Source organism: Streptomyces sp. Ac-502 (assembly GCF_045222935.1).
GTDB lineage: Bacteria > Actinomycetota > Actinomycetes > Streptomycetales > Streptomycetaceae > Streptomyces > Streptomyces monomycini.
This window is the reverse complement of record NZ_JBHFFO010000001.1, coordinates 7,880,588-7,896,491: the sequence shown is the minus strand read 5'-3', so window position 1 is coordinate 7,896,491 and position 15,904 is coordinate 7,880,588. Positions and strand designations below refer to the sequence as shown.

13 protein-coding genes are annotated in these 15,904 nt (G+C 73.0%); 11 read left to right on the top strand and 2 right to left on the bottom strand.

Features of this window, described 5'->3' with window-relative positions; genetic code table 11:
• Positions 1–78 precede the first annotated feature (78 nt).
• The 3 genes from ACEXOX_RS35900 (at position 79) to asnB (ending at position 4,647) form a co-directional block, all read left to right on the top strand.
• A complete protein-coding gene (locus tag ACEXOX_RS35900) occupies positions 79–1,683 on the top strand; it encodes an FAD-dependent monooxygenase (RefSeq protein ID WP_406525022.1) in 1,605 nt (534 codons plus the stop codon).
• Positions 1,684–1,999: 316 nt separating this feature from the next.
• Entirely contained in the window at positions 2,000–2,698 is a 699-nt protein-coding gene (locus ACEXOX_RS35895) for a TenA family protein (protein WP_406525021.1), read from the top strand.
• A gap of 83 nt (positions 2,699–2,781) precedes the next feature.
• Positions 2,782–4,647 (top strand): asparagine synthase (glutamine-hydrolyzing), encoded by a 1,866-nt coding sequence (gene asnB / locus ACEXOX_RS35890; protein ID WP_406525020.1) that lies wholly within the window; start codon positions 2,782–2,784, stop codon positions 4,645–4,647.
• A 90-nt stretch (positions 4,648–4,737) separates the two neighbouring features.
• Here asnB and glnT read toward each other — a convergent pair whose 3' ends face one another.
• Complete coding sequence (gene glnT, locus ACEXOX_RS35885; RefSeq protein ID WP_406525019.1) at positions 4,738–6,096, bottom strand: type III glutamate--ammonia ligase; 1,359 nt, start codon at positions 6,094–6,096, stop codon at positions 4,738–4,740.
• Positions 6,097–6,352: 256 nt separating this feature from the next.
• On the opposite strand from glnT, the gene ACEXOX_RS35880 reads away from it, so the two are divergent.
• Positions 6,353–8,104 (top strand): tryptophan halogenase family protein, encoded by a 1,752-nt coding sequence (locus ACEXOX_RS35880; RefSeq protein WP_406525018.1) that lies wholly within the window; start codon positions 6,353–6,355, stop codon positions 8,102–8,104.
• Between the two features lie 209 nt (positions 8,105–8,313).
• Positions 8,314–9,870: a right-handed parallel beta-helix repeat-containing protein gene (locus ACEXOX_RS35875; protein WP_406525017.1), complete on the top strand. Its 1,557-nt coding sequence runs from the start codon at positions 8,314–8,316 to the stop codon at positions 9,868–9,870.
• A gap of 145 nt (positions 9,871–10,015) precedes the next feature.
• Here the strand turns inward: ACEXOX_RS35875 and ACEXOX_RS35870 are convergent, their stop codons facing one another.
• Positions 10,016–10,495, bottom strand: a complete 480-nt coding sequence (locus tag ACEXOX_RS35870; RefSeq protein WP_406525016.1) for a hypothetical protein — start codon at positions 10,493–10,495, stop codon at positions 10,016–10,018.
• A 53-nt stretch (positions 10,496–10,548) separates the two neighbouring features.
• On the opposite strand from ACEXOX_RS35870, the gene ACEXOX_RS35865 reads away from it, so the two are divergent.
• From ACEXOX_RS35865 to ACEXOX_RS35840, 6 genes are read left to right on the top strand one after another with little or no spacing between them, the layout of a single operon-like run.
• A complete protein-coding gene (locus ACEXOX_RS35865) occupies positions 10,549–10,971 on the top strand; it encodes a cupin domain-containing protein (RefSeq protein ID WP_406525015.1) in 423 nt (140 codons plus the stop codon).
• A complete protein-coding gene (locus ACEXOX_RS35860) occupies positions 10,968–12,341 on the top strand; it encodes a class I tRNA ligase family protein (protein WP_406525014.1) in 1,374 nt (457 codons plus the stop codon). Before ACEXOX_RS35865 ends, ACEXOX_RS35860 begins: the two co-directional genes overlap by 4 nt.
• The gene (locus ACEXOX_RS35855) at positions 12,338–13,447 is read left to right on the top strand and encodes an NAD(P)/FAD-dependent oxidoreductase (protein ID WP_406525013.1); all 1,110 of its coding nucleotides are present in this window, start codon (positions 12,338–12,340) and stop codon (positions 13,445–13,447) included. Before ACEXOX_RS35860 ends, ACEXOX_RS35855 begins: the two co-directional genes overlap by 4 nt.
• The gene (locus ACEXOX_RS35850; protein ID WP_406525012.1) at positions 13,444–14,826 is read left to right on the top strand and encodes an FAD-binding oxidoreductase; all 1,383 of its coding nucleotides are present in this window, start codon (positions 13,444–13,446) and stop codon (positions 14,824–14,826) included. Before ACEXOX_RS35855 ends, ACEXOX_RS35850 begins: the two co-directional genes overlap by 4 nt.
• Positions 14,823–15,203: a hypothetical protein gene (locus ACEXOX_RS35845; protein ID WP_406525011.1), complete on the top strand. Its 381-nt coding sequence runs from the start codon at positions 14,823–14,825 to the stop codon at positions 15,201–15,203. Before ACEXOX_RS35850 ends, ACEXOX_RS35845 begins: the two co-directional genes overlap by 4 nt.
• Positions 15,200–15,883 carry an SDR family NAD(P)-dependent oxidoreductase gene (locus ACEXOX_RS35840; RefSeq protein WP_406525010.1) on the top strand — a complete coding sequence of 228 codons (684 nt, stop codon included), beginning with the start codon at positions 15,200–15,202 and terminating at the stop codon, positions 15,881–15,883. The genes ACEXOX_RS35845 and ACEXOX_RS35840 overlap by 4 nt, the downstream gene beginning before the upstream one ends.
• The last annotated feature ends 21 nt before the right edge of the window (positions 15,884–15,904 follow it).

Sequence of the window (15,904 nt, the reverse complement as noted above, 5' to 3'; positions counted from 1 at the left end):
ACGGCCGGCGGGTTCCCGGTTGTCGGCAGGGCCTGGTAGCGGTCCGGGTCCGGCCCAGTCCACGCAGAGGGGACATGCATGTCTGACCTGAGAATCCCGGTGCTCATCGTCGGTGGGGGCCCGGTCGGGCTCGCCACCGCGCTGTTCTGCGGCCGGCACGGGCTGCGGACGATGGTGCTGGAGAAGCGCGACGACACCTCCACGCTGCCCCGCGCCCCGGGCTTGCAGGCACGCACCATGGAACTGTTCCGGGCGGCCGGGCTGGGGCCGGACATCCGGGCCCTGGAGATGGGCGACTCCCACCCGTACTTCGAGGGCGGCATCATCAAGGTGCGCACCTTCGCGGAGATCGACGACGCGGAGGTGCTGGAGGTGCCGTCCCTGGACGGCCCCACGGTCAGCCCCGAGCGGGTGATGGGCTGCGGCCAGGACCGCTACGAGAAGGTGCTGGTCGCCAAGGCCCGGGAGCACGGCGCCGACGTGCGCTTCGGCTGCAGGCTGATCTCCTTCGAGCAGGACGCCGAGGGGGTGACCGCCGTCGTCGGCGAGAACGCGACCGGCGAGGAGTTCACCGTACGGGCGGACTACCTGGTGGGGGCGGACGGCGCGAGCAGCCGTACCCGGGAGGCGCTCGGAGTGCGGCGCGAGGGGCGCGGCACCGTGTTCAACGCGCTCAGTGTCTACTTCCGCGCCCCGGAACTGGAACGCCTGCTCAAGGACCGCAAGTTCATCCTGTGCTACGCCTCGGCGGGCGGCGGGCTGATGGGCCTGTCCCGGCTGCACGGCTGCGACCCGTGGCTGGCCGCGCCGCTGTACTTCCCCGAGAAGGGCGAGTCGCCGGACGACTTCACCGACGAGCGGTGCGTGGAGATCGTACGGCAGGCGGCGGGCCGGGACATCGATGTGGAGATCATGGACAAGGTGCCCTGGCGCGGGGCGCAGCTCGTCTCGGAGACGTTCCGGGCGGGCCGGGTCTTCCTGGCGGGCGACGCCGCGCACGTCCACCCGCCGGCCGGCGGGTTCGGCGCCAACACCGGCATCCACGACGCCCACAACCTGGCCTGGAAGCTGGCCGCGATGCTCAAGGGCTGGGGCACCGACGCGCTGCTGGACACCTACGACGCCGAGCGGCGCCCGCTGGGCACCGCGATGTCCGAACAGGCGCTGGTGCGCAACCGGATCCGGCACGGGTACGCCACCGAGGCGGACCGGACCGGCTTCGTGGACGACGTGATCATCACCCTGGGCTACCGCTACCGCTCCGCCTCCGTCCTGGCCGCCGACCCGGACGCCCGGGTCCTCAGCCCCGAACTCCGGCTCACCGGCGAACCCGGCACCCGGGCCCCGCACGTGCGGCTGCGGCGCGGCACTGAGGAGATCTCCACGATCGACCTGTTCTGGGACTCGTACGTGCTGCTCACCGGCCCCGGGGGCGAGGCCTGGACCCGGGCCGCCGAACCGGTCGCCAGGAAGCTCGGCGTCCCGCTGCGCACCTGGTCCGTCGGCGACCGGGCGGAGCTGCGGCCGGTCGACCGCGACTGGGCCGAGGCGTACGGGGTGGGGCCGGGCGGCGCCGTCCTGGTCCGCCCGGACGCCTTCGTCTCCTGGCGCGCCGAGCGGGTGACAGGCGATCCGCAGGAAGTGCTGACCGACGTGCTGTCCCGGGCCGCCTGCCAGGACTGACGTCGGCCGGCCGGTCACGCGGAACGGGAAGGCCGCTCGCGGCGGACGGAACGGCCGTTCGCTGAGTACCGGTCGGCCGTTCGCTGAGTACCGGTCGGCCGTTCGCGGTGTCCCGGTCGGCCGTTCGCGGTGTCCCGATCGGCCGTACGCGGTCTCCCGATCGGCCGTACGCGGTCTCCCGGCCGGCCACGGCGCCGACCCCGGTCCGCCGGGGGCGGCGCCGTCCTTCGCGCGCGGCGCGGCGGCACACGGAGGCCGGTCACCCTGCGAGCCGTCTCCGATCCATCTTCGAGCCCCCACCCCCACGCTCGTCCGCATGGAGCGCGACACCACCGACCGGCACCCGCCGGTGCGGACCGAACTCGCCCGGGTCGTACGCGACACCGCCCGGCGCCTGACCGACCACCCCTTCTACCGGGGCCTGGCCGACGGAACCCTGCCGGAAGCCGCACTGGCGCACTTCCTCCAGCAGGACCACTGGCACGTCCTGCCCGCCTACGCCGCCGCGCACGCCCGCTGTGCCGCGGTGGCCGCCGATCACCCCCACGCCCTGCTGTTCAGCCGGATGGGCACCGGCACCGCCGAGGACGCCGAACGGCGTCGGGAGCGGGTACGGCGGTGGGGCGAGGACCTCCGGCTGCCACTCGCGGACGGCACCCCCGCGCCGCTGCCCACCACACTCGGCTACACCTCCTTCCTGGGCGCCGCCCCGGCCCGTTCCCTGCCAGCGGGGGCCGGCGCCGTCCTGCCCGCCGCCTGGCTGTTCCTGCTCGTCACCGACGAACTGCTGACCCGGTGCGCACCGGGCTCCCGCTACGCCACGGTGATCGAGGAGTGGCACCCCGGCGACACCTACCGCGGGCTGGTGGACGTGTTCCTGGGCGCCGTGGAGGAGATCGCCGCGGACAGCGCGCCGGCCGGCCGCCGCGAACTCGTCACCTCCGCACGGCACGCCGCCTACTTCGAGTGGGCCCACGTGGACGCGGCCTGGCGGCAGGAGGCCTGGCCGTTCTGACCCGTCGCACCGGCAGCGCACCGACGGCCGGCGACATCCCGAGATCCGACCGACGACACAGTCGACAGTGAGGAGAGCTCCACATGTGCGGCATTACCGGTTGGGTGGACTACGCCCGTGATCTCCGCCGCGAGAAGGCGACAGTCGAGGCCATGAACAACACCCTCGGCCTCCGGGGCCCCGACGCCCGCGGTGTGTGGGTCGGCCCGCACGCGGGGCTGGGCCACACCCGCAACTCGATCATCGACCTGGCCGGCGGCATCCAGCCGATGGCCGCCGAGGAGGACGGCCGGACCCTCGCCGTCCTCACGTACAGCGGTGAGGTCTACAACTTCAAGCAGCTCCGCTCGGAGCTGGAGTCGCGTGGCCACCGCTTCCGCACCCGGTCCGACACCGAGGTGGTGCTGCGCTCGTACCTGGAGTGGGGCGCGGACTGCGCGGAGCGCCTGGAGGGCATGTTCGCCTTCGGGGTGTGGGACCTGCGTACCGAGGAACTGCTGCTGGTCCGCGACCGGCTGGGCATCAAGCCGCTGTTCTACAGCGTCCGGCCGGACGGCGTGCTCTTCGGCTCGGAGCCCAAGGCCCTGCTGGCGCACCCCGACATCGAGCCGGTGGTCGGCGTACCGGAGCTGCAGGAGCTGTTCTCCACCGCCAAGACCCCGGGCCAGGCCGTCTTCCGCGACATGCGGGAACTGCTGCCGGGCCACACCATGACGGTGAGCCGCTCCGGCGTCCGCGAGCGCCGCTACTGGGCCCTGGAGGCCCGCCCGCACACGGACGGCCTCGACGCGACGGTGGGGCACATCCGCTCCCTGCTGGAGGAGATCGTCACCCGCGAGCTGGTGGCCGACGTCCCGCTGTGCACCACGCTGTCCGGCGGCATCGACTCCAGCGTGGTCACCTCCCTGGCCGCCAAGGCCCGTGAGGAGGCGGGCGACGAGGCGGTGCGCACCATCACCGCCACCTTCGTCGGATACAGCGAGAACTTCCGCCCGGACGACCAGCGCGACACCCCGGACGCCCCGTACGCCGCCGAACTGGCCCGGCACGTCGGCGCCGACCACACCGACATCGTGCTCGGCACCGCCGACCTCATCAGCACCCGGGCCCGCGAGGCGGCGGTGCTGGCGCAAGACATGCCGACGATGCTCGGCGACATGGACACCTCGCTGTACCTGATGCTGCGCGCCACCCGCGAGCACTCGACGGTGGCCCTGACCGGCGAGACCGCCGACGAGATCTTCGGCGGCTTCAAGTGGCTGCACGACAGCGAGCTGGTGGCGGCCGACAACTTCCCGTGGATCGAGGCGGAGAAGCGCCAGGAAGGCAGCCGCGGCGGCGGCCTGGGGCGCGGTCTGTTCGGCCGCGGGCTGCTGGACAAGCTGGACATGCCCGGCTACTACGCGGACGCCTTCGCGCAGACGCGTGCCCTGACCCCGCACCAGGAGGACGAGGACCCGCACGAGCACCGGATGCGGGAGCTGTGCTTCTCCCACCTCAACCGCTGGCTGCCGATGCTGCTGGACCGCGGTGACCGGCTGGCCATGGCCTCCAGCCTGGAGACCCGGGTGCCGTTCTGCGACCACCGGCTCGTGGAGTACGTCTACAACACGCCCTGGTCGTTCAAGACCTTCGACGGCCGGGAGAAGAGCCTGCTGCGCGCCGCCGCCGGCGGGGGCCTGGTGCCGAAGTCGGTGCTGGAGCGCCCGAAGAGCCCGTACCCGGTGACCCAGGACCCTGCGTACACACGCGCGCTGCACGACGCGATGGCCGCGGTCCTGGCCGACTCCAACTCGCCCGTGCTGCCGCTGCTGGACGTCGAGGCGGCACGCAAGGCGGTGGCGGACCAGTCCCCCACCGCCCACGAGTGGCACAGCCGGTCCAACCTGGAGATGGCCCTCGGGTTCGACTTCTGGCTGCGGCACTACGGCATCACGCTCGACCTGTAACGACCGCGGAACGCCGTCGGGCCGGCCGGAGAGTCTCCGGCCGGCCCGACGGTCGTTGTCCCCGCTCAGACCTGGAGGTAGGTGCCCCGCTCAGACCTGGAGGTAGGTGCGCAGCTCCCACTCCGACACCTGACGGTGGTAGGTGTCGAACTCGGCGCGCTTCTGGTCCGCGTAGTAGTCGGCGTAGAAGCCGTCCGGAGTCTTGCCCAGGCCGTCACGCAGCACGTCGTCCTCGGCCAGGGCCTCCGCCGCGTGCAGCAGGGTGGGCGGCAGCGGACGCAGCCGCCGGGTGCCCGTCCCCGTCGCCTCCAGGTCCGCGTCGAGCGGACCGCCGGGGTCGGCGCCGCGCGCCATGCCGTCCGCGCCGGCGGCCGCGAGCCCGGCGAGCGCCAGGTAGGGGTTGGCGGCGGAGTCCACGCAGCGCACCTCGATCCGGTCCGAGTCCGGCACCCGGACCAGGTGCGTGCGGTTGTTGCCCCCGTAACTGGCGTACCCCGGCGCCCAGCTGGACCCGGACAGCGTCGCGGCGCCCGCCCCGAGCCGCTTGTAGGAGTTGACCGTCGGGCAGGTCAGCGCCATCAGCCCGGGCGCGTGGTCGAGCACGCCGGCGATGAATCCGTACGCCCGCCGCGACAGGCCCAGGCCGTGCGGGTCGTCCGGGCCCTCGAAGACGTTGCGGCCGTCCTGCCACAGCGACAGGTGCAGGTGCAGTCCACTGCCGGTGAGGCCGCCGAACGGCTTGGGCATGAAGGTGGCGACCAGCCCGGCCCGGTGCGCGGCGAGCCGGACCAGGTGGCGGAAGACCACGACGCGGTCGGCGGTGCGCAGCGCCTCCGCGTAGCCGAAGTTGTGCTCGAACTGGCCGTTGGCGTCCTCGTGGTCGTTGGAGTAGTTCTCCCAGCCCATGGCGTCGACGGCGCGGCTGATCGTGGTCAGGTGGTCCAGCGACCGGCTGGCCGCGTGCGCGTCGTAGCAGGGCCCGGCGGTGTCGTCCAGCTCGTCCGCCACCCGGATGCCGCCGTCCTCGGTACGGCGCACCAGGAAGTACTCGGGCTCGGCGCCCGCCTTCAGTTCGAGCCGCTGTTCGGCGAGCTGGGCGAGCTGCCTGCGCAGGATGCCGCGGGGCGCGTACGGCCAGGGCTCGCCCCGTACGTACAGGTCGCACTGGAGGATGCCGAGGTTCTCCTGGATCGGCACCCGGACGTAGGAGGTGGGGTCGGGAATCGCCACGACGTCCGGATCGGCCGAGCTCTGTCCCAGGCCGTCGGCGGCGTTCCCGGCGAAGCCCAGCCCCTCGCCGAGCAATCGGTCGAGGGTGTGCGCGGGCGCCAGCTTGGCGCAGGTCTTCCCGCGCAGGTTGACGAACATGACCAGCAGGAACTCCACCCCGTCCCGGGCCACCGCCCGGGCCAGCTCGGCACCGTTCGCCGGTGGTGTGTGCGCCGTCATCGTGTCCTCCCCTTCGAGCGTGCACGTGTGGTCTGCCCGACAGGGTGAACAGGGAGGCTTGAGAGCGGCTAGGGCGCTCCGGATTCCGCGGCGTCGCGACGCCCGGTGCGGGGTCTGGCGCGGCGGACCGGCTCGGGCAACGATGCCTGACGCGTCAGGACGCGGCACTTCCCCCTCAAGGCCCGCTCTAGCGCCGTGGCACACGGTGGGTCCGGTACGACATGTCGGGAATCCGGTGAACCGAGAAGAGGTACGGATGGACCACAAGGTACTGAACAGCGGGCTGGCCGCGCGGCCGGGGAACGCGCTGGAGCAGGTGCTGGGCACCCTGCCCCGCGACGAGGCGGACGCGGTGCGCAGCTGGCTGCCGGGGGCCGGGGGCGGTGCGGAGCCGCTGGCACTGCTGCGGTCGCTGGCGGCCTCGGGCGGGGACATGGAGCGGCCCGACGCGTCCACGCCCCGGGCGATCCGCCGGGTGGGCGTCATCGGCGGCGGGACGGCGGGGTACCTCGCGGCGCTCGCGCTGAAGGCCAAGCGGCCGTGGCTGGACGTGACGCTCGTGGAGTCGCGGCACATCCCGATCATCGGGGTCGGCGAGGCCACCGTGACGTACATGACGCTCTTCCTCCACCACTACCTCGGGATCGACGCCGAGGAGCTGTACCGCCGCGTGCGCCCCACCTGGAAGCTGGGCATCAGGTTCGACTGGGGGCCGCATCCGGACGGCTTCATGGGGCCGTTCGACTGGTCCAGCGACTCGGTGGGCCTACAGGGCGCGCTCCGGACGTCCGGCGGCATCAACGGCTCCACGCTGGGCTCCGCGCTGATGACGGCCGACAAGGCGGCGGTGTACCGCCAGGGCGATGCGCCGCTGTCGCTGATGAAGTACCTGCCGTTCGCCTACCACCTCGACAACGCCCTGCTCGTGTCGTACCTGACGGAACTCGCCGAGCGCCGCGGCGTCCACCACGTCGAGGCGACGGTGGCCGACGTGGAACTCAGCGGCCCCGAGTGGGTCGAGAAGCTGCGGACCGCCGACGGGCGCGACCTGACGTTCGACCTGTACGTGGACTGCACCGGTTTCCGTTCGCAGTTGCTCGGCCGGGCCTTCAAGACGCCGTACGTCCCTTTCTCCAGCACCCTGTTCACCGACTCGGCCGTCACCGGCAACGTCCCCCACGGCGGGAAGATCCGGCCCTACACCCAGGCCACCACGATGAACGCCGGCTGGTGCTGGCGCATCCCCACGCGGGACAGCGACCACCGCGGCTATGTGTTCTCCTCGGCGGCGATCTCCGACGACGAGGCCGCCGGGGAACTCGCGGCCCGCTTCCCCGGCATCTCCGACCCGCACTTCGTACGGTTCCGCAGCGGGCGCCACGCGAAGGCCTGGCGCGGCAACGTGATGGCCATCGGCAATTCGTACGGTTTCGTGGAACCGCTGGAGTCGACCGGGCTGTTGATGATCGGGGTCGAGGTGCAGACGCTGGTCTCGTGTCTGCCGGCGTCCTGGGAGGGCCCGCAGGTGCGGGAGACCGTCAACGCCGCGCTGGGGCAGCAGTGGGACGCGATCCGGTGGCTGCTGGGCCTGCACTACCGGTTCAACACCCGGCTGGACACGAAGTTCTGGCAGGAGTGCCGCGCCTCCGCCGATGTGTCCGGTTTCCAGCCGCTGCTCGACGTCTACGCGGGCGGGGCGCCGCTGACCCGCCGCAACGCCTTCGTGCAGGACATGCTGAACCGGGTGACGCCGTCCTTCTTCGGGCTGTTCGGCATCGACTACCTGCTGCTGGGCCAGCAGGTGCCCGCGCGGATCCTGCCCATGGACGAGCCGCTGTCGGCGTGGCGGACGCGCAAGCGGGCCGCGGACGCCCTGGTGCGTGCGGCGCTGCCCACGCGGGAGGCGCTGGAGGCGTTCGACGCCTGTCCGGAGCTGAACCGCCAGCTGCTGGAGGACGACGACAGCTGGGCCGGCCGGGAGATCGCGCGGCGGATGGGGATGTGGTGACGTCCCGCCCGCGGCGCCCGGCCGCCGCGGGCCGACGGTGTGCCGACGGTGACACCCGTCACCGAACGTAAGTACCCTGCTACCACATCAATTCGAAAATCCACAAGAGGAGTCCAGGCCTTCTCTAGTCCCGCTCATGCGGACCCGACCACGATGCGGCGCACACCCATGCCGACGACGGCCGTCCGCGTGGGCGGAATGGAGGAGATGTGCGTAAATGGTTCGCCATCGGGCCGGTCGCGACCGCACTGGCCGGCGCGCTGGCCCTGGGTCCCGCGCCAGGGCCGGCCGCCGCGGCACCGTCCGGCGCCACAGCCGGCGCCACGACCCACACCAAGGCCGGCACCACATATTTCGTCGACTGCGCCAGCGGTGACGACAACGCCAACGGCACCACGGAGAGCACACCTTGGCGGTCCCTGGCCCGGGCCGACAAGGTGACGTTCGCGCCGGGTGACTCGCTCCGGCTGCGCGCCGGGACGACCTGCCAGGGCACCCTCGCCCCCAAGGGGTCGGGCACCGCACAGGCACCGGTGTCCGTGGAGCCCTACGGCAGGGGCGTCGCCCCCGTCGTCGACGGGGGCGGGGCGTCCGCCGCCGTCCTGCTGGAGAACGTCGAGTACTACCAGGTACGGAAGATCACCGTCACCAACACCGGCGCGTCACCGGCCCAGCGCGCGGGCATCCGGGTGCTGCTGCGGGACTACGGCATCGGTCACCACTACGTGATCGACAACGTCACCGTCCGCGACGTCAACGGCGCCGACCACCGCTATCCCCACCCCAGCGGCGGCATCCTCTTCGAGGCGGCCGGCTCCTCGGTACCGACCGGCTTCTCCGGGATCGCGGTGACCGACACCACGGTCGACCACGTGGACCGGACCGGCATCGGCATCACCTCCGACTGGCAGAAGCGCCCGGAGAACCCCAAGGGCCCCGGTACCGAGTTCGTCCCCAACGAGGGCATCGTCATCAGCCGCAACACCGTGAAGGACGTCGGCGGTGACGGCATCCTCCTGTTCAACGGGAACCGGGCCCGGGTGACCGAGAACACGGTCGACGGTTTCAACATACGCTCCACCGATTACAACATCGGTGCCTACGCCTGGAATTCGAACCGTACCGTCATCGAACACAACACCGTGCGGCACGGGAAAGGCCCGGGCATGGCCTTCGCCGTGGAAGGAGGAAATATCGGCACCACCTACCAGTACAACTACTCGCAGGACAACGGCGGTGGTTTCCTCTACTTCTGCCAGGACGACGGGGAAATCGCCAAGGACGGAGTCGTCCGGTACAACATAAGCCAGAACGACGCCGCCGGCGCCCAGGGACTCGGCCTGCTCAATTCCTTCTGCACGGGCGTGTCCAATCTGCAGATCTACCAGAACACCTTCTACGCGCCGAACGCGGGCAGCCTCGTGGAAGTCGCCCGGCCGAACGACTTCACCCTGCAGAACAACGTGTTCGTGGGCGCGAAGGACAGCTCGACCGTGAACGACCGCTACGGCACCTACCGGTACAACCTCTTCGACCGGGTCACGGCACTCCCGCCGAACGGCGAGCACAACCTCGCCGGCGACCCGCTGCTGACGGCGCCCGGCACGGCGACCTCCGTGTCCGACGCCAACGGCTACCGGCTCAGGACCGGTTCACCGGCCCTGAAGGCGGGCAACCGCGTCACCGGTGACGGCGGGAAGGACTTCTACGGCAATCCCGTGCCGGCCGTCCCGCACATCGGCGCCTACCAGAAGGCTCCGCAGTAGGCGGATGCCTGCCCGGGGCCCGCATCAGGGCTCCGCGTCAGATCCGTGAACGGCCCGTCCCGCGGGGCGGCGGGCGGTTCCCCGGGGTGCCCCGTGGCGTCGGCGGCGCCACGGGGCACCCCGCCGTACGCAGTTCCGGAGGGCTTCAGTACTCCCCGTGGACACCGGCCGCCAGGTAGCGGCCGATGTCCGGCGGGTCGCGCCGCAGCACGTGCTCGACCCAGGCGTCCCGCTCACAGCCGATCGCCGCCAGCTCCCACACGCAGGCGGTGGCGTGGCCCGGGGCCTCGGTCAGCCGCTTCAGGTCCGCCCAGTCGGCGAGCCAGGTGCGGGTGTGCAGGATCAGCCGGTTGGCGCTCCACCAGCCGACGACGACGTAGACGCCGTCCGCGTCCTCGTGCACCACGCTGAACGCGTGGCAGAGGCCCTCGGCGTACGGCTCAGGGAGGCTCTGGCGCACCGCGTCCCAGGCGAAGGCGTGCACCTCCGCGGGTGGCAGTTCCCGCAGCGCCGAGACGGCGTACCGCTTGACCGTCCAGCCGTTCGCCGTCCCGTGTTCCAGCGTGCGCACGGAGCGCGGCGCATACCGGGTGGGGCGCTGCCCCACCTGTAATTCGGTGGTCATGGCCTCATGGTGGCACGTACGGAACGGGCCGCCCAACCCCGTTCGACCACTCCTTGAGCGGTGTCCTGGATGTTCTCCCCGTCGGCCGCGCGCCGCGCGGAAGGACTACCGGCTGGGAGCTGGCCGTGCAGACGTTCACCCTGGATGAATCGCAGCTGAGTCAGGAATACGGGATCGGCATCGGACGCTGGGAGGAGCACCCGAAGAAACAGCCGCTGCCGTTCGACGCCATGTGGTGCCGCATTCCGGCACATTCCGAAAGCGCGCCGGACGAGCACCCCGAGGTCGAACTCGCCGTCGTGGTCGGCGGCACCGCCGTGTTCACCGTGGACGGTACGGAGGTCACGGCCGGACCGGGTACGGCCGTCCTGCTGTCCCCCGGGGAGCGGCACGTCATCAAGGCGGCCGGGGAGCCGGTGCGCATCCTCAGCGTCTACTGGCTGCCGTCGGCGGCGGGCTCCGGTGAGGCCGGATGAGCACGGCGACGGCACCGGACGGCCGGGGCACGACCGTACTGCTCTCCCCGCCGCCCACCCCCAACGGCCCGCTGCACGTGGGGCACCTGGCCGGCCCGTACATCGCCGCCGACGTCGCCGCCCGCGCGGCCCGGCTGCGCGGCGAGCGGGTGCTGACGGTGTGCGGCCTGGACGACCACCAGAACTACGTCCCCGCCAGGGCGCGGCAGCGCGGCACCAAGGTGCGCGAGGAGCGCGACGGGCACGCCGCGCGGATCCGCGCGGTGTTCGACCGGGCGGGCGTGCGCCACGACGTGTTCACCGACCCGCTCAGCGACGTCGGTTACCGCACCGCGGTGGCCGGATTCCTCGACGAACTGGTCACCTCCGGGACGCTGCCCGTACGGGAGTGGGAGACCCCCGCCTGCCCGTCCTGCCCGGGCGTCCCCCATCACGCGTACGTGTCCGGGGACTGCCCCCGCTGCGGGACGGGCTCGTGCGGCGGTACCTGCGAGGGCTGCGGCTGGTTCACCACGGCCGGGAACCTGGTGGACGCGCGGTGCACCCGCTGCGGCTCCCCGCTCACCGCCCGGCGCACCGTACGCGGCCCCGTCCTCCCGCTGGAGCGCTACCGGGAGGGCCTGAGCCGCGTCTGGGCGGCCGCCGACGCCCCGCCCAGCGCCCGGCTGCTGCTGCGGCAATTGTTCGGCCTGCCGGAACTGCCCGACATCCCGCTCAGTTACCCGACCGACTGGGGCATCGAGTCCGTCACCACACCGGAGCACCGTGTCGACGTGTGGTCCGAGATGGCGCTGGGCTACCTGTACACCATCGGGCAGCGGCTGGAGCCCGGCGCGGCCGGGATCGACGGGCACGTGCGCGCCTGGCGCGGCGTCGACGCGCTGTGGGCCTTCCTGGGCCGGGACAACACGTTCTACTACCTGGTGCAGTTCCCCGCGCTGTTCCTGGCGTTCGGGCTGCCGCCGGACGTCCTGGGCGGCCTGGTGGTCAACGAGTTCTACCACCTGTCGGGCGCCAAGTTCTCCACCAGCAGGGGCCACGCCGTCTGGGCCCACGACCTGCTGGACCACGAGGATCCCGAGGTGCTGCGCGCCTTCCTGTGCTGGGACCGGCCCGCTCCCTACTCCACCGACTTCACCCCGGAGCGCTACCGCGCCCTGACCGCGAGCTGGGACCTCGCGGCCCCGGCGGGCGAGGGCCCGGAGCACACCACCGAGCGGGACCGGGCCGCGCGGGCCCTGACACCGGAGCACTTCGACGCCGCGTACGCCGCCCGGTGCCTGCTGCGCCCCGGCGGCGACCCGGAACTGCGCGGCGCGCTCACCGGCACGGCGGGCGCCCCGGTCCCGGAAGGAGCGCGGGCCGGATGAGGATCTGTGTCGTGGGGGCGGGGGTGGCGGGCGCGCTGCTGGCCTGGCGGCTCGCCGCGGAGCACGGGGTCCGGGTGACGCTGCTGACCGGCGCGCCCCGGCCGGACGCCACTGCCGCGTCGGGCGGCCTGGTGCGCGCCTTCGAGCGCGATCCGGAGGTGGCGCGGCTGGCCGCCTCAAGCCTCGCGGAGCTGCGGGCCAGCCGCACCCTGCGCAAGTGGTCCGCCTACCGCCCCGGTACGTCCCTGTACGTCCTGGCCCCTGCTGACGGGGACGGGCACGACGCCGTGCCGGACGCCCTGCCGCCGACGGCCGAGCGGTGCGACCGGCGGCGGCTGGCCGACGAGTTCGGCGTGCAGGGCCTGCCGGAGGGAGCGGCCGGGGTACTGGAGCCGCACGCCGGCCACCTGTCCCCCGACGGTCTGCGCCGTGCGGCGGTCATCGACCTCGTCGCCCGGGGTGCGGAGGTGCCGTCCGGCCGGCTGCGCGCCGTGGCCTTCGACGGCCCGGAGGGCGGCGTCACGTACCGGACCGCCACCCAGGAGGGCACGGCCGACGTCCTGGTGGCGGCCACCGGCGCCTGGACGGGCCGGCTGCTGCGGTCCCTCGGCGTCACCGCCGGCGACACCGTACGGACGAAGGTCGTCCAGTGCGCCGTCTACCGGGCCGGCGGGCTGCTGCCACCGGCCTTCGTCGACGAGACCAGCGGCCTGTACGGGCGGCCCGCCGGTCCCGGCCGGATGCTGCTGGGCCTGCCCACCGAGCGCTGGGGGGCGGAGCCGGGCGCGGCGCGCTTCCTCGACCACGAGGAGCGCGCCGTCCGGGCCGCGGCCGCACGACGGCTGCCCGGCCTGTCCCTGGGGCGGCTGATGCGCCCCGTGGCCGCCGTGGACGCCTACGGGCCGGCCGGACGGCTCACCCTGGAGCCCGTACTCGGCGCCCCGGGGCGGCTGTTCACCTTCACCGGCGGCAGCGGCGGCTCGGCGAAGCTCGCGCTCGCCGCTTCCCGGGAGGCGGCGAGCGGCCTGCTGGCCGGCCTCTCCTCCGGTACGTCCCGGACCGGCCGCGCCCCGATCACCACCATCACACGGAGGGAGACGTCATGAGCGCCGACGTGCGCAGCACGCTGGAGGCAGCCTGCCCGGGGAGGGTGCTCACCCCCGGGCACCCCGCCTACGACCGGGTGCGGCTGCTGTTCAACGGAGCACACGACCACCGCCCGGCCGCCGTCTGCCTGCCCAGGGACACCGCCGAGGTGCGGGCCGCGGTCCTGGCCGCGCAGGAGACGGGCCTGCCGTCGGTGATCCGGGGCGGTGGGCACAACGTCGCGGGAGCCGGGTCCGTCGACGCGGGGGTGGTGATCGACCTGCGGCTGCTGAACGGAGTACGGGTCGATCCCGGCGCCCGGACGGCCCGCGTCGGCGGCGGGGCGACCTGGGCCGACGTCGACCTGGCGGCCGGCACGTATCAACTCGCCACCACGGGCGGCACGTTCGACGACACCGGCGTCGGCGGGCTCACCCTCGGCGGCGGCATCGGGCACCTGATGGGCCGCGCGGGCCTGAGCTGCGACAACGTACTGAGCTACGAACTGGTCACCGCGTCCGGCGAGACGCTCACGGTCTCCCCGCAGACCCACCCCGAGACCGACTGGGCACTGCGCGGGGCGGGCCACCACTTCGGCGCCGTCACCGAGTTCACGTTCCAACTGCACGACGTGCCGCGCGTCTACGGCGGTTACGTCGCCTACCCGGCCGACGACCCGGCGGCCGCCGTCCGGTTCTTCCGCGACCTGATGCAGGACGCCCCCGACGAGCTGATCTGCACCCTGCTGCTCGAACGGTACGGGCCGATGCAGGAGCCCGCGGCCGTCATCAGCGTGTGCTACTCGGGGGACGACCCGGAGTACCCGGCGGTGCTCGACAAGGCGCTGCGCGCCACGCTCACCCCGCTGACCTGGGCCGTGGGCGAGCGGTCGTACGTCTCCATGCAGCAGTGCCTGGGACGGCTGCCGTTCGGACTGCGGCACTACTGGAGCGCGCGCTGTGTCGACGGCCTGCCCGACGAGCTGACCGAGGCCCTGGCGGAGAGATTCCGCGCCGCGCGGATCACCGACCCGTACAACGACACCATCCTGATCGAACCGATCCACGGCGCCGTGCGCGACCGGGCCCGGGTGCCGGGCGTGGTGCCCTTCCGCACCGCCCGGTTCAACATCACCGGCATGGCCATCTGGGACGCCGGGCTGTCGGCGGCCGACGCCCAGCAGCGGGAGTGGGCCAAGTCCGTGTCCCGGCTCGCCGAGCCGTACAGCACGTGGGGAGCCGGCTACCTCAACTACGCGGACCGGGACAGCCTCACGGCCGACCGGGGCGAGCAGACCTACGGCCCGGAGAACTTCGCCCGGCTGCGCAGGCTCAAGCAGCGACTGGACCCGGACGGCTTCTTCCGGTCCGGCTACACCCTGACAGGAGCTTCCCGATGACCCACGCCGCCCGCCCGCCCGCCGCCCCGGCACCCTCGCTCTACGACGGGCTGACCTTCCGGTCCACGGCCGCGGAGACCGCCTCGGGCCCCGGTGCCGCACAGGTCCCGGCCGGCGACTACCACCAGCACCGGGACCTGGTCTGGGCGGAGTTCTCCGGCGGCCGGGTACGCCACGGCCGGCTGGTCGGCCGGTGCGGCTCCGACGGGGTCATCACCGCCGCGTACTGCCAGGTCCTCACCGACGGGGAGGTGGTCTCCGGGCAGTGCGTCAGCCACCCCGAGCGGCTCGCGGACGGCCGGCTGCGGCTGCGCGAGGAGTGGAGCCGGGCGGACGGCTCGCACGGCACCTCCTACATCGAGGAGGTACGGACGTGACGGGACCGGCGCGTACCGCCCTGGTGACCGGGGCCAACCGCGGCCTCGGTCTGGCGGTGGCCACGGAACTGGCGCGCCGCGGGCACCGGGTGCTGTTCGCCGCGCGGGACGGGGCGGCGGCCGGGCGGGCCGCCGCCGGGGCCGCCGGCGACACGGCGGCGCTCACGCTCGACGTCACCGACCCCGACGCGGTCCGCGCGGCCGCCACCGGGCAGCCGGTCGACATCCTGGTCAACAACGCGGGCGTCCTGTCGGACTGGGGCACCGCCCCCTCCGCCGCCGACCTGGAAGGCGTACGCCACAGCCTGGAGGTCAACCTGCTGGGTGCCTGGCGAGTGACCCAGGCGTTCCTGCCCGGCATGGTGGAACGGGGCTGGGGGCGGGTGGTCAACATCTCCAGCGGCGCCGCGTCGTTCGCGTACGGCCCGTCCCCCCAGTGCCCCGGCTACACGGCGTCGAAGGTGGCCCTCAACGCGCTCACCACGATGCTGGCGGAGGAGGTCAAGGGGACGGGGGTCCTGGTGAACGCCATCAACCCCGGTCTGGTCCGTACCCGTATGCAGCCGCAGGCGGAGCAGACCCCCGAAGAGGCGGCCCGCCACATCGCGGACGCCGCGACGCTCGCGGACGACGGCCCCAGCGGGGTCTTCCTGCGCCGGGACACGGTCATCGACTGGTGAAACCCTCCGAACGGGCTACGG